The sequence below is a fragment of the Streptomyces sp. NPDC031274 genome (assembly GCF_055570235.1).
Window position 1 is genome coordinate 123,912 of sequence record NZ_JBVIHP010000014.1, and the last position, 13,907, is coordinate 137,818.

Consider the following 13,907-nt stretch of genomic DNA (forward strand, 5'->3'; position numbering starts at 1 on the left):
TTTGTGGATCGGGGGGGAAGGGGGAAGCTGCCGGGAGGGTAAACCTCAACCTGCGTCCCCCCAACAAAAAAACAGGCACCCCACACCCACCCGGTCCCCCCCCCCTTCTCTTGCTGCCTGAGGCTACTTGCCCTTGGCGGCTTCCTTGAGCTTGGAGCCCGCCGAAACCTTGACGCTGTAGCCGGCCGGGATGTTGATCGGCTCGCCGGTCTGCGGGTTCCGTGCGGTGCGAGCGGCACGGTGGGTGCGCTCGAAGGTCAGGAAGCCGGGGATGGTGACCTTCTCGTCGCCCTTGGCAACGATCTCGCCGACGGTCTCGGCGAACGCGGCCAGCACGGCGTCGGCGTCCTTGCGGGTCACCTCGGCACGGTCGGCCAGCGCGGCCACCAGCTCACTGCGGTTCATGTTTGTACTCCCGTGTTCTTCTTGCCGTTGAGGCGTGCCACGCGGCGGAGCCGCATGATGGGCACAGCGAAGCCGATGCTGCCAGGGTCCTCGGTCAGGCCCCGGACCCGGGTCCGTGTTCCGGACCCTCGCGCCCAGAAAGGCATCCTGCCCCCACCTGCGGCGGGAAAGCCAATCCGGAGCCCTCGGGGGGTCACACGAACAGCTTCACCGCCCCCTGGAAGGTGGCAGTCGGGGGCGCGCTTCCACGCCACCCTAGAGGGCCTTTGCGGGCCCCGGGTTCCGCGACGCGCCGTACTACTGGCCCGTGGCACCTGTCACAGTCACCCCGGCGGCCTTCGCCGCGCTGCGCACCGCATCGGCTACGGCGCCCGCGACCTTGTCGTTGAAGACGCTGGGGATGATGTAGTTCGGGTTGAGCTCGTCCTCGGCGACGACGTCCGCGAGGGCGCCCGCCGCCGCCAGCATCATCTCCGTGTTGACCGTGCGCGACTGGGCGTCGAGCAGGCCGCGGAAGACGCCGGGGAAGACCAGGACGTTGTTGATCTGGTTCGGGAAGTCCGAGCGGCCCGTGGCCACGACTGCCGCCGTCTGGCGGGCGATCGCGGGGTCGACCTCGGGGTCCGGGTTCGCGAGCGCGAACACGATGGCGCCGTCGGCCATGGCCGCGACGTCGTCCGCGCCCAGGACGTTCGGAGCCGACACGCCGATGAAGACGTCGGCGCCGACGACCGCTTCCTTGAGGGTGCCGCGGGCGCCCTCGGGGTTGGTGTTGTCGGCGATCCAGCGCAGCGGCGAGTCCGGCGCGGCGTCCACGAGGTCCTCGCGGTCCGCGTGCACGACACCATGGATGTCGGCCACGACGGCGTGCTTGACGCCCGCCGCGATGAGCAGCTTGAGGATGGCCGTACCGGCCGCGCCGGCACCGGACATGACGACGCGTACGTCGCCGACACCCTTGCCCACCACGCGAAGTGCGTTGGTCAGGGCGGCGAGCACGACGATCGCCGTGCCGTGCTGGTCGTCGTGGAAGACGGGGATGTCCAGGGCCTCGCGCAGGCGGGCCTCGATCTCGAAGCAGCGCGGCGCCGAGATGTCTTCAAGGTTGATGCCCGCGAAGCCGGGGGCGATCGCCTTCACGATGTCGACGATCGCGTCCGTGTCCTGGGTGTCCAGGCAGAGCGGCCACGCGTCGATGCCGGCGAAGCGCTTGAAGAGGGCCGCCTTGCCCTCCATGACGGGCAGCGCGGCCTTCGGGCCGATGTTGCCGAGCCCGAGAACGGCCGAACCGTCCGTTACGACCGCAACGGAGTTTCGCTTGATCGTGAGGCGGCGTGCGTCCTCGGGGTTCTCGGCGATCGCCATGCACACGCGGGCCACGCCCGGGGTGTAGATCATGGAGAGGTCGTCACGGTTGCGGATGGGGTGCTTGGACGCCATCTCGATCTTGCCGCCGAGGTGCATCAGGAACGTACGGTCGGAGACCTTGCCGACGGTGACGCCCTCGATGGTGCGCAGCTGTGCGACGATCTCGTCGCCGTGCGTCGTGGAGGTCGCCGCGATCGTGACGTCGATCCGGAGTGCCTCATGGCCGGAGGCCGTGACGTCGAGGCCGGTGACCGAGCCTCCGTGGGACTCGACGGCCGTGGTGATCTGGGAGACCGCGGTGCCGCTGGCGGGCACCTCCAACCGGACCGTGTTCGAGTAGGAGACGCTGGGCGCCGTTGCCATGGCCGACTTCCTCTGCTTTCACCGTGTTGCTCTTGCCGTCCGATCGTCGCACCTACCACTGAGTACGTGGTAGCCGCCTCGGATTGCGAACTTTTCGTTCACTAGTTTTTCGGAAACTAGTTTCCACCATACGAGAAGTTGTGCGCGGTCGGTAGGGGGATCGGCAGGAGAAACGGAAAGAGGCCCTCGTCACGTCGTGACGAGGGCCTCTTCCTACGCTAATGACACCGACCCGCCATGCTCGCCTCGCGGCAAGTGGTCGCTCGAAGCGACGAAGGTTGGGCCCGGGGGCTTGGATCGGGCCGGTGCCACATCAACGGTAACAAACGATCCCCGCAAGGCAATTCCCGTACCGCAAAGTCATTCGCGGAGCAGGTCCGGCACCCCGTCCGCGTCCGGCTCGTCGCGCTCGCCGGAGAGGACCGTCAGCTGCTGAGTGGCCCTGGTCAGGGCCACGTAGAGGACGCGCAGGCCGGCCGGGGACTCGTCCGCGATCTCCGCCGGAGAGACGACGACCGTGGCGTCGTACTCCAGGCCCTTGGCCTCCAGGCTGCCGAGCGCCACCACCCGGCCCCCGAGCCCGGCGAGCCAACGAGCTGCCTGCTCACGGCGGTTCATCGCCACGACGACACCCACCGTGCCGTCCACCTGTTCGAGCAGCCGCGCCGCCTCGTCACGGACCGACGCGCCGAGGTCCTTGTCGCGTACGACGGCGAAACGGGGCTTCACCCCGGTGGACCGAACGGCTGACGGGGACTCGGCGCCCGGCATCGCGAGCGCGAGCACCTTGGCGGCCAGATCGGCGATCTCGGCGGGGTTGCGGTAGTTGACGGTGAGGGTGAAGCGGCGGCGCGGGCGGCTGCCCAGGGCCTCGTCACGGGCCGCGGCCGCCTCGTCCGGGTCGGACCAGGACGACTGGGCGGGGTCGCCGACGATCGTCCACGTGGCGTGCCGCCCTCTGCGGCCGACCATGCGCCACTGCATGGGCGTCAGGTCCTGGGCCTCGTCGACGATGACGTGGGCGTACTCGGTGCGCTCCGCCGCGAGCCGCTCGGCGCGCTCGCGCTGGGACTCCTCGCGCTGCGGCATCAGCTCGTCGAGCCCCGTGAGCAGGTCGAGGGGGTCGAGATCCTTCTTCTTGCGGGGCTTGGGCGGCGTACCGAGGATCGAATGGAGCTCGTCGACGAGCGCCACGTCGTGCACGGACAGGGCGTCGCGCTTGAGGGAGCGAGCGACCTTGCGGACCTCGCCCGGGTTCAGGACGCGCCGCGACCAGCGGCCGAGACGCCGCTCGTCGCCCATCGCGGACAGGACGGCGCGCGGGGTGAGTTCGGGCCACCAGGCGTCGAGGAAGCGGATGAAGTCGTCCTCGGACGTGATGTCCTCGTCGAAGGAGGAGCGCAGCTCGGCGGCGAGCTCCGGGTCGCTGTGCCGGCCCGCGGAGCCGGACTGCGACCACAGGGCGTCCAGGAGGAGCTTGCGGGCGCGCGGGCGCAGGAGGTTGACGGGCGCCGTGCCGCTGAGCGCGTTGCGGCGGATGCGGCCCAGGGCGTCGGCCTCAAGCTCCAGACGGCGGCCGAAGGCGACCACACGCAGGCGTGTGGGGGTCTCAAGGGGGGTCTGGGGGCTCTCGTCGTCGTCATCGTCGCCGAACTCCCCGAAGGACAGCTGGCCGCTCTGTGCGGCCGTCTTCGCGGCCGCGCCCACGCCGCTCTCCAGAGCACCCCGCGCGGCCTTCCGCAGCACGTGCAGCATCCGGGACGAGCCCTTGACGCGGGCCACCGCGGGCGAGTCGTAGACCGTGGCCTCCACCGTGCCCGTCGCGTCGTCGGCCAGCGCGCCGACCGCGCGGATCGCGACTTGCCCCTCCTCGCCGAGCGAGGGCAGCACGCCCTCCGTGTAGGCCACGAGGAGCGGGGTCGGGGAGACGATGAGGATGCCGCCCGCGTACCGGCGGCGGTCCTGGTAGAGGAGGTAGGCCGCGCGGTGCAGGGCCACGGCGGTCTTGCCGGTGCCCGGGCCGCCCTCGACGTACGTCACCGAGGCGGCGGGGGCACGGATCACCATGTCCTGCTCGGCCTGGATCGACGCCACGATGTCCCGCATCGTGTGGCTGCGGGCCTGGCCGAGCGCCGCCATCAGGGCGCCGTCGCCGATGACGGGCAGCGTCTCGCCGTTCAGGGTGGCCGTCAGCTCGGGGCGCATCAGGTCGTCCTCGACGCCCAGGACCTTGCGGCCCTTGGAGCGGATGACCCGGCGGCGTACGACACGGCCCGGATCGACCGGCGTCGAGCGGTAGAAGGGCGCGGCGGCCGGAGCCCGCCAGTCGATGACGAGCGGGGAGTAGTCGGCGTCCAGGACGCCGATGCGGCCGATGTGCAGGGTCTCGGCGATCTCGGCGGTGTTGTTCTCGCTCACCGCGTCCTCGGCGGGCTCGACCGACGTGTACGCGCCGTCCGGGCCCTTCTTGCCGTCCTTGCCGAGCAGCAGGTCGATCCGCCCGAAGAGGAAGTCCTCGAACTCGCTGTTGAGGCGGTTGAGATGCACCCCCGCGCGGAACACCTGGGCGTCCCGCTCGGCCAGCGCGCCGGGCGTGCCGACCTGGGAACGCTTGGCCGCGTCGGTCATGAGGAACTCGGCCTCGTGGATCTTCTCCTCGAGACGCCGGTAGACCTGGTCGAGATGTTCTTGTTCGACGCTGATCTCACGGTCGCGTACGTCGGCCACCGAGGCCCCTTTCCGGACGTGCAGCTGCTCTATTGAGCAGCCGTCTACCGTACGCGAAAGGGGGCCCCTGTGTGCACTTCTCCTACGCGTCCACCTCCACCAGGCGATCACCGTTGAAGGTGGTCACCTCGAAGTGGTCGATCTCGTTGCGGTCCATGGCGGCGCCCCCGTGGACGTACAGGGGGCCGCGCGACCACTTGTTCGGGCTGTCCTTGATGCCGTAGCCCCACCTCGGGACGGACCAGGTGGTCACCGTCTCCTTCTCGCCGTCCTTGCCGACCGCGATCAGGGAGCACTTGAGCGGGCCCTTCACGTTCTTCAGCTCAAGGACCGCGTGCGTGCCCCAGGGCTTCTCCTCCGTGCCGACCGTGGCGCTGACCTTGGTCTTCGGGTCCGTGGCCTTGATCTTGTCGGTCATGTGGTTGAAGAAGGCGTCCTCGGCGGGGCTCGTGGGGTGCGGCTCGCCCGCCACGTCGTGCGAACCGCCGTCGTCGCTCATCGCGAGGACCGTGAGCGGCCCGCCGATGATCAGCGCGGCAGCGGCGGCGACGAGATACATGCCGCGCCTGCGCTTCTGGGCGCGCTTCACGGAGACCTCGTCCACGAGCCGGTCCGCGAGGTGCGGGCTCGGCCGCGCGGCGAGCTGTTCACCGATCGCCGGTGCGCCCCGCGCCCCCGGGAAGTCGGCGAGCGCGGCCAGCATCGGCTCCATGCCGGAGAACTCCTCCAGCTGGTGCGCGCAAGTGGCGCAGCCCGCCAGATGTGCCTCGAAGGCCGTCGCCTCCGCGTCGTCCAGGATGCCGAGGGCGTAGGCGCCGACGGTCTCGTGCACGTCGCCCTGCGCGCCATGACTGGTGTAGTCGGACTCGTTCATGCCGTCACCCCCCGCTCCTCGAGCGCCAGCTTCATCGAGCGAAGCGCGTAGAAGACCCGCGAACGCACCGTCCCGCTGGGTATACCCAGCGTCTCGGCCGCCTCATTGACCGTACGCCCTTTGAAGTAGGTCTCGACAAGTACCTCCCGGTGTGCGGGAGTCAGGTCCTCGAGTGCGTCCGAGAGAGTCATCAGCCACAGCGCCTTATCGATCTCGTCCTCCGCGGGGATGACCTCCAGCGGCGACGGGTCGACCTCCTGCGGCCGGGCCTGCCGACTGCGGTGGCCGTCGATGACGATGCGCCGGGCGACCGTCACCAGCCAGGGGCGTACCGAACCGGTCGCACGATTGAGCTGACCGGCGTTCTTCCAGGCACGGATGAGCGTTTCCTGTACGACATCTTCGGCGCGCTGCCGGTCCCCCGCCACCAGACGGAGAACATAGGCCAGAAGTGGACCCGCGTGCTCGCGGTACAGGGCACGCATCAACTCCTCGTCGGGTCCGTTGCGTCGGGGGGCGAGACGATGTCGGTGCGGGCGTTCCTGCGGGCGCTCATCGGCCACGGCGGAATCCTTGCGCACGTCTGCCTCCGGTGTCCGCTCTTCGTCGGGCTTCGCCCTGTCGGCTTTTCACCCTGGACTTACGTAGGTGGCAGGGGTTGCGTTCAACGGAGATCACACGAGTTTTCGACGGCGTACGGCTGAGTGTGTGTCAGGCCCGCCCGGGCGCCGCGTTTCAGGCCCGCACCGGGGCCACGCCTCAGGCCCGAGCGAGCGCGGCCCGGCGCCGGTGTCTGGCCACCCTCTCCCGGTTGCCGCACACCTCGCTGGAGCACCAGCGGCGGCGGCGCCCGCGTGACGTATCGAGGTACACGATGGGGCAGTTGTCGCCCTCGCACTGGCGCAGCAGGGCGCGCGCCGCGGGGTCGGTGAGCAGGTCGACGGCGTCACGGGCGACGGCGGCGAGCAGGGCGGCGCAGCCGGGGTCGCCGTCCAGGGCGCGGACCAGGATCCCGTCGGGACGCCGGACGGCGCGCGGGGCGGGCGGCGCGGCGGCGGCGAGGGCGTTGACACCGGCCAACGCGCCTTCCTCGTAGCGCCCTTCGATCTCGGCGAGCATCAACTGCGCTACGTAGCCCCGTAGTTCACGGAAGGCGGTGAGCCATACCGGGCCCGCGCCTCGCACGGCCGTGCGATCCGGGATGAGCCCGGCGCCCGCGAGCCAGGCGAGCAGCCGGTCCACGGAGTCGAGCCGTTCCACGGGATGGTTCGTCGCCACGAGGTCCAGACAACTCCGCCCGGAGTCGAATCGCATCTCGTACGTGGCCGGGTCCATGCCCAATGCCATGCCCCTGTCACCGCCTTGTGGGGTTACCGGTGAGTGCTACCCCTACAGTGCCTCGCCTTGGGCGGCGGCGGAACCCCTGCCACCGCGCACGGCGGTGAGACGCCCGCTTATGGGGGTGCGCGGCACGGCCATGGCCCGGGGCGTCCGGGGCCGATTGACTCTGCCCCATGACGGACAAAGGCGTGACGGGCGTTCGAGGGCGGGGGTCAGGGTCAAGGGCGAGGGCGCGGGGCGGGGCAGCGGGGCCCGTCAGTCCGCGTACTTGGACTCGGCGGCAGGGTCGAGCGAGAGCCGGTAACCGCGCTTGACCACCGTCTGGACGAGCTTGGGCACCCCAAGTGCCGTACGCAGCCGGGCCATCGCGGTCTCCACGGCGTGCTCGTCGCTCCCCGCGCCCGGCAGCGCGCGAAGGAGTTCGGCGCGGGAGACCACCCACCCCGGACGCCGCGCGAGCGCCCGAAGCAGCGACATGCCCGCGGGCGGAACGGGCCGCAGCTCGTCGTCGACAAGGACGGCGTGCCCGCGGATCTCGACGCGGTGCCCCGCGACGGGCAACGTACGGGCGCGGGCGGGCAGTTCCTTGCACAGGGTCTGTACGAGGGGGCCGAGCCGGAAGCGTTCGGGCTGCACCGTGTCGACGCCGCGTGCCTGGAGCGGCAGCGCGGTGACCGGGCCGACGCAGGCGGAGAGCACGTCGTGCTGGAGGGCGGCGAAGAGCTCGATGGACATGCCACGGTCCTCGGCGCGGGCCAGGAAGGACGCGGCGGCGGGCGCGCTGGTGAAGGTCAGCGCGTCGACGGCGCGCGCGACGGTGGCGTCGAGGAGCCGGTCGACGGGGGCGAGGTCCTCGGGCGGCATCCACCGGTAGACGGGCACGCCGACGACCTCCGCTCCCCCGGCACGCAGCGACTCGACGAAGCCGGGCAGCGGTTCACCGTGCAGCTGAAGCGCGATGCGCCGCCCTTCGACGCCCTCCTCCAGCAGCCGGTCCAGCACTTCCGCCATGGACTCGGACGAGGGCGACCACTCCTCCGTGAGCCCGGCGGCACGGATGGCGCCCTTGACCTTGGGCCCGCGGGCGAGCACTTCGACGCCCCGCAGACACTCCAGGAGCGCCTCACCGAAGCCCCATCCATCGGCGGCCTCGACCCATCCCCTGAACCCGATCGCGGTGGTGGCGATCACCACGTCGGGTGCGTGGTCGATGAGCTGCTTGGTCGCGGAGAGGAGTTCGCTGTCGTCGGCGAGCGGGACGATGCGCAGTGCGGGCGCGTGCAGGACGGTGGCGCCCCGCCGCTGGAGCAGCGTGCCGAGCTCTTCGGCGCGCCGGGCGGCGGTGACGCCGACGGTGAACCCGGCGAGGGGCCCGTTCTCGCGTCCGTCGCGTCCGTCGCGTCCATCGGGACCGTTCTGGTGACCGTTCTGGTGACCGTTCTGAGGGGTCGCGTGCATGGCAGCTGCTCTCGTCCCGCTAATACTGCGTGGTGGGTGGCCCGGGGTTGAACGAGCCTGCCAACAGCCCGTGACAACCCCGGATCATCACGATGTCGTACGTGTTACGCCAGGCTACGTACACCAGGCTACGACCACCCCTGCCTCAAACTCGCGCGTACGTGAGCTGGGGCTTTGCGTCGGCTTCGGCATCCGCGTCCGTGTCCGACGCCTGCCCGGAGTCCGCGGCGGCCGTCGGGCGGCGAAGGTATACGGCCCAGGTGACGCAGAAGCAGGCGGCGTAGAAGACGAGGAAGGCGACGAAAGCGCCGGTGCCGGACCCCACGGTCTGGAAGGACTGCCGGAAGGCCAGATTGATCCCGAGCCCGCCGAGCGCGCCGACGGCACCGATGAGCCCCATGGAGGCCCCGGAGAGCCGCCGCCCGTAAGCCGCGGCGGCTTCACCGTGGAGCCCCTTCTGGAGGGCCTTGGCGTGGAAGATGCCCGGGATCATCTTGTACGTCGACCCGTTGCCGAGCCCGGTCAGCACGAAGAGGGCGATGAACGCGGCGACGAAGAGCGCGAGCGACTCCCGCATGGAGGCGACGACCACGACAGCGGTGGCCGCGCCCATCCCGACGAAGTTCCACAGCGTGATGCGGGCCCCACCGAACCGGTCGGCGAGCCGCCCGCCCACGGGCCGGATCAGCGAGCCGAGCAGCGGCCCGATGAAGGTGACGGCGGCGGCCTGCAACGGCGTACGCCCGAACTGGGTCTGCAGGACGAGCCCGAAGGCGAAGCTGTACCCGATGAACGACCCGAAGGTCCCGACGTAGAGGAAGGCCATGATCCAGGTATGGGCGTCCCGGACGGCCTCCTTGGCCGCGCCGGTGTCGTTCTTCACGGTGGCGAGGTTGTCCATGAAGAGGGCGGCGCAGACGGCGGAGACGAGGATGAAGGGGATGTAGATCCCGAGAAGAACACGGGGTCCGCCACCGGCCCCGATGACCGCGAGCCCGGCGAGCTGCACGACGGGCACGCCGATGTTGCCGCCCCCGGCGTTGAGCCCGAGCGCCCACCCCTTCTCCCTCAACGGGAAGAAGGAATTGATGTTGGTCATGCTGGAGGCGAAGTTACCGCCGCCGACGCCGGTGAGCAGAGCACACACCATGAAGGTGGTGTACGAGGTACCCGGCTCCATGACGGCGAAGGCCGCGACGGTCGGTACGAGGAGCGCGCTGGCCGCGATGATCGTCCAGTTGCGCCCGCCGAAGCGGGCGACGGCGAAGGTGTAGGGGACGCGGGCGATGGCGCCGACCAGGGTGGCCATGGACACCAGGAAGAACTTTCCGGCGGGGTCGATCCCGTACTCGGGCCCCATGAAGAGCACCATCACGGACCACAGGGTCCAGATGGAGAACCCGATGTGCTCCGAGAGGATCGAGAACACCAGATTCCGCCGGGCGACGCGCTCTCCGCCCTCCTCCTTCCAGAAGCTCTCGTCCTCCGGGTCCCACCGCTGGATCCACATGCCAGACCTCCGCATCTCCACAGCCGACGGCTGATGGCTGATGGCCCGAAGGTAGGGAGGGTGGGTTTCAGTCCTGTGGCACGCGGTGACCGGCGGGGAACTTTGCTCTCACCTGGGGGTGGGGCGGGCGGTGAGGGCCCCGCGCCCGGGGGCGTCCGTGCAGGTCAGCCGGTCATCCCGCACTCACCCACGGGAGTACGTCACTGCCGCCGCCCTTGTCCCACTTCAGGGTCACTTCGTCATTGGCCTGGGTGAGGTCGGCGGAGATGTACTTCTTGTCGTCGCCGGTGCCGCACTTGAGGGCGATACGGAAACCGCCGCCGCCCTGCTCCTGCCCGAGCCCCATGCAGAGCCCGTCACCACCGGCGTCGATGTACGACACCGAGTGCTTGCCCTTGCCCTGCCCCGAGGTGAGCTTGTCGCCGATGGTGAGGGTCTTGGCGTCGGCGTCCTGCCACTGCCCTTGGTAGCCGGTGTCACCGGCGGGCCTGGTGTCGCCGGTCGGCTCGTCGAGGGGGTCCTCGGTGGCGGGGTCGTCAGCGGGCGGCTCTTCCGAGGCTGTGTCGGAGGCGGAGGCGGAGGCGGAAGGGCTGATGGAGGGACTGGCCGAAACACTCCCACCGGCCTTGGGCTTCTGATCGTCGTCACTGTCGCCCCCGCTGGTGGCGAGGAAGATCCCGCCGCCGACGAGCGCGGCGACCACGACGACGGAGCCGACGATGAGGGCGAGCTTCTTCTTGCCGGGGGCGCCTGGACCGCCGGGCGGAGGGGGTGGCGGGTAGCCGGCGTACTGGGGGTCGGGCTGGCCGAAGGGCTGGGGTTGCTGACCGTAGGGGCCGGGCTGGCCGTAGGGCTGCTGCCCGTACGGACCAGGCTGAGGCTGACCGTACGGCGGCTTCTGCGGGGGTGGCGACCCGGAGTACGGGTTCTGCCCGTCCGGCTGCTGAGGCTGCGGCGGCGGCGCGCCGTAAGGACCGGCGGGCGGTCCCGGCACGGGCGGCTGGGGCTGCTGCGGGGGTCCGAATCCTCCCTGCGGCGACGGGTCTTGCGGCGACGGGTCCTGCGGCGGCTGGTTCTGCGGCGGCAGGTTCTGCGGCGGCTGGCCGGGAGGCTGGGTCATGTGGTTCGGATCCCCTCGCTGTCCGACTGGCTCCTCGCAGAGCCCAGCGGAGACCCCCTGCCCCCGCCCACCCCAACATCCACTACACGGCACCGGAGGCACAACCCCCGTCTTCCCCCACCTCGAACCACAGCAACTTCCCCCGGGCGCCGAAGAGCTGGCCCCCGAGCGGCCACCCACCCCACGCGTCCGCGCACTCCCGTACGAGGAAGAGCCCACGCCCGCTGTCGGACTCGGTCGGCACGGGCGGCGCACCGAACGGGCCGGGCGGATTGCCGAAGGGGGCGGGGATATGGGGGTCGCTGTCCCACACCCCGACCCGAAGCCGCCCGCCCCGAACGGACCGCAGCCGCAGCGAGGAGGGCCCTTTCGCATGCCGGTAGGCGTTGGTGACCACCTCCGACGTCAACAACTCGGCGACGTCAAGGAGTTCTCCCATGCCGTGCCCGGTGAGCACGGCCCGCAAGGTCATATGGGCGACGCGGGGCGCTCTTGGATCGTGGGGCAGATGAAGGGCGTAGGACCAGCCTTGGGGTGGGGCTACGGTGACCATGGGGGGCCTCCCAGAGCTCCCAGAGAAGGGAATTGACCCACTCGACGTGTCGGCGACCGTACGGCGGTGGCAATGCCGCGACTGTGTGGCGCGGTGCGCTTCCGCCTTGCGGGGCAGGGCAGTTGAGTGGCGTGCGATACCGATCACGGCGGGGAACTCATCGATTCACCAGCCCAGTTGGAGCGCTACCGTCTGGTCCTGGACCGCATGCAAGCCGCCGCGCTGGCGCCAGGCGAGTCCCGGGACCACATCATGCGGCTGGCCCACGACATCTAAAGAAGCCCCAAATGTCAGAACTGCGCTGGCAGAAGTCATCCCACAGCCAGGAGGCTTCCTCCTGCGTATACGTGGCCGCCACCCCCGACAGCACGATCCACCTCCGCGAAAGCGACGCCCCCGACGCCGTCCTCACGACAACCCCCGACCGCCTGCACAACCTGATCCTGATACGCACCCTCAAGGCCACCCCTTGGGGGATATAGCGTCGGATCATGAAACCGCCGACCGATACAGCCACCGATCAGGCACCGATCAGGCACCGACCAGGCACCGACCAGGCACCGACCAGGCACCGGCCGATCCTGCCGCAACCGACGACACGCTGGCCACCCAGCCCGTCGGGTACTGGAGCGGCCTCGCCCATGAGGTCGTCACCCGGCATCTGCGTGATGCCATGGCCAGGATCGACGTCACACAGCCGCAGTACTGGGTGTTGAACCGTGTGAACGGCGGGCCCCTGGCGCCGAGCCGCGAGGAGGCAGTCATCCAGCTGACGCCCCTCGCGGACGGGCCACATGAGATGGGGCGCGTCGTCGACCAGCTGATCCACCGTGGCTGGCTGCGAAGCGACGCCGAGCACCGCCTGCACCTCACCGATGCCGGAGAGGCCGCCAGGGTGCGGCTGCGCGAGCTGGTGACCGAACTGCGCGCCGTGGTCCACGAAGGCATCAGCGACGAAGAGTACGTGGCCGCACTCACGGTCCTGCGCAGGATGGTGGCCAACGTCGAGGACGCCGGCGCCGGAGCCTTCTAACGGGAACGGCCAGGAACAAGTGGTCCTGGGCACCCGTGGCGAGCGCGGCGCTGCCTCGGCCGACTGCAGAAAAGTCCCGGCAATACCCCACCAAATAGGGCACTCCACGGGACTTTTCTGCAATCGACGCTGCCTTCGCCTCCCGGCGATCAGGCGCTCAGCGGTTGATGGACTGGATCTCCTCCACCGCGACTTGCTGATCCCCGCCGAACTCGCCGTCCGGGAGGTCACCGCCCTCGCCGGTCGTGCTCGTCCAGCTGATCTTCCAGGTGACGGTGGCCTGGAGGTCGTACGTGTCGTCGCCGGAGGACCGCAGGTACTGCACGCCGCACGGCGGCAGCGTGTCGGCGGGGGTGCCCTTCGCGCGGGGCTTGCCGATCTTGCCGTCCACGATGGGGCAACTTCCCGACGCGGGGTAGGTCTCGGCGTCCTTCGTCCCCGGGGCGATCGAGAGAGACACGGGTTCAGCAGTCGTCGTCGCGGAGAGCCCCGAGCCCGGGATGCTCGCGGTGACGGAGACCTTCTTGAACTTCGCCTTGTCGAGCCAGACCCAGGTCGGGAGGTTGACCTTCGTCGTCCCCTCGGGTGCCATCGCGATCTCGGTGCTGGGTACGGGCAGTTCGTCGTAGGCGTACTCAGCGAGGATCTTGGGCGAGACTGCGAGCGGTTCCTTGGGAGTCTCGCCCGTGGTCACCCAAAAGGGCATCTTGTCGCAGGATTTAGCCTCGGGTTCGTCCTTGCGTTTTTCGTTGATGGCCGCCGCCCAGAACTGTCCGTCGCCCTGCTTGTCCAGGTTGTAGTTCTTGTAGGGGTGGCCTTCCTTGAAGTACGAGTCGAAAGCGCTACCCACGAAGTCGCCGACCCCGAATACCTTCACCTGACGAATCGCCTTGACTGCGGCCTGGATCTGCTTCGGCGAGTACGCGGGCTCGTACCAGCAGGCCGGTGGATCCCAGTTGCTGTTGGCGGGTGTGAGCGAGCCCGTCTTCGCGGACTTGGGGCTGCCCTCGACCGTGGTCTGGATTCTCGTCTGGACGTTGAGGTTCTGTCCCTGTCGGCCCGCCTTGGCCTCGCCTTCACGAGCACCGCCCTTGCCGCTCTTGCCGGCCGCGTAGGCAAAGCCAGGTGCTACCACCACGGACAAGGCTACGGCGG

The 13,907-nt window shown here is 69.9% G+C and carries 14 protein-coding genes; 3 read left to right on the forward strand and 11 right to left on the reverse strand.

All coding sequences use genetic code 11. The features are described from left to right. Positions 1–123: 123 nt before the first annotated feature. The 10 genes from ACZ5CR_RS23005 to ACZ5CR_RS23050 form a co-directional block, all read right to left on the reverse strand. A complete protein-coding gene (locus ACZ5CR_RS23005) occupies positions 124–405 on the reverse strand; it encodes an HU family DNA-binding protein (RefSeq protein ID WP_016645140.1) in 282 nt (93 codons plus the stop codon). 297 nt (positions 406–702) lie between these two features. Then, on the reverse strand, positions 703–2,136 hold the full coding sequence (locus tag ACZ5CR_RS23010) for an NAD-dependent malic enzyme (RefSeq protein ID WP_468860169.1): 1,434 nt from the start codon (positions 2,134–2,136) through the stop codon (positions 703–705). A gap of 360 nt (positions 2,137–2,496) precedes the next feature. Continuing rightward, the gene (locus ACZ5CR_RS23015) at positions 2,497–4,863 is read right to left on the reverse strand and encodes a HelD family protein (RefSeq protein WP_468860171.1); all 2,367 of its coding nucleotides are present in this window, start codon (positions 4,861–4,863) and stop codon (positions 2,497–2,499) included. An 82-nt stretch (positions 4,864–4,945) separates the two neighbouring features. After that, positions 4,946–5,737, reverse strand: a complete 792-nt coding sequence (locus ACZ5CR_RS23020) for a zf-HC2 domain-containing protein (RefSeq protein WP_468860173.1) — start codon at positions 5,735–5,737, stop codon at positions 4,946–4,948. Further along, complete coding sequence (locus ACZ5CR_RS23025) at positions 5,734–6,318, reverse strand: sigma-70 family RNA polymerase sigma factor (RefSeq protein ID WP_468860175.1); 585 nt, start codon at positions 6,316–6,318, stop codon at positions 5,734–5,736. Before ACZ5CR_RS23025 ends, ACZ5CR_RS23020 begins: the two co-directional genes overlap by 4 nt. A 178-nt stretch (positions 6,319–6,496) precedes the next feature. Next, the gene (locus ACZ5CR_RS23030; protein ID WP_468860177.1) at positions 6,497–7,084 is read right to left on the reverse strand and encodes a CGNR zinc finger domain-containing protein; all 588 of its coding nucleotides are present in this window, start codon (positions 7,082–7,084) and stop codon (positions 6,497–6,499) included. A gap of 249 nt (positions 7,085–7,333) precedes the next feature. Further along, positions 7,334–8,536, reverse strand: a complete 1,203-nt coding sequence (locus ACZ5CR_RS23035) for a uroporphyrinogen-III synthase (protein WP_468860179.1) — start codon at positions 8,534–8,536, stop codon at positions 7,334–7,336. Positions 8,537–8,681: 145 nt separating this feature from the next. Next, positions 8,682–10,061 (reverse strand): nitrate/nitrite transporter, encoded by a 1,380-nt coding sequence (locus ACZ5CR_RS23040; protein WP_468860181.1) that lies wholly within the window; start codon positions 10,059–10,061, stop codon positions 8,682–8,684. A gap of 157 nt (positions 10,062–10,218) precedes the next feature. Beyond that, positions 10,219–11,166 carry a hypothetical protein gene (locus ACZ5CR_RS23045; RefSeq protein WP_468860183.1) on the reverse strand — a complete coding sequence of 316 codons (948 nt, stop codon included), beginning with the start codon at positions 11,164–11,166 and terminating at the stop codon, positions 10,219–10,221. A gap of 82 nt (positions 11,167–11,248) precedes the next feature. After that, positions 11,249–11,719: an ATP-binding protein gene (locus ACZ5CR_RS23050; RefSeq protein WP_468860184.1), complete on the reverse strand. Its 471-nt coding sequence runs from the start codon at positions 11,717–11,719 to the stop codon at positions 11,249–11,251. Positions 11,720–11,845: 126 nt separating this feature from the next. On the opposite strand from ACZ5CR_RS23050, the gene ACZ5CR_RS23055 reads away from it, so the two are divergent. From ACZ5CR_RS23055 to ACZ5CR_RS23065, 3 genes are all read left to right on the forward strand, one after another. Next, the gene (locus ACZ5CR_RS23055) at positions 11,846–11,995 is read left to right on the forward strand and encodes a Scr1 family TA system antitoxin-like transcriptional regulator (protein WP_468860186.1); all 150 of its coding nucleotides are present in this window, start codon (positions 11,846–11,848) and stop codon (positions 11,993–11,995) included. A gap of 11 nt (positions 11,996–12,006) precedes the next feature. Continuing rightward, a complete protein-coding gene (locus tag ACZ5CR_RS23060) occupies positions 12,007–12,201 on the forward strand; it encodes a DUF397 domain-containing protein (protein WP_468860188.1) in 195 nt (64 codons plus the stop codon). Positions 12,202–12,320: 119 nt separating this feature from the next. Continuing rightward, positions 12,321–12,752 carry a MarR family winged helix-turn-helix transcriptional regulator gene (locus tag ACZ5CR_RS23065; RefSeq protein WP_468860339.1) on the forward strand — a complete coding sequence of 144 codons (432 nt, stop codon included), beginning with the start codon at positions 12,321–12,323 and terminating at the stop codon, positions 12,750–12,752. A 157-nt stretch (positions 12,753–12,909) separates the two neighbouring features. Here ACZ5CR_RS23065 and ACZ5CR_RS23070 read toward each other — a convergent pair whose 3' ends face one another. Beyond that, positions 12,910–13,887, reverse strand: coding sequence for a hypothetical protein (locus ACZ5CR_RS23070; protein WP_468860189.1), 978 nt, complete (start codon positions 13,885–13,887; stop codon positions 12,910–12,912). Positions 13,888–13,907 lie beyond the last annotated feature (20 nt).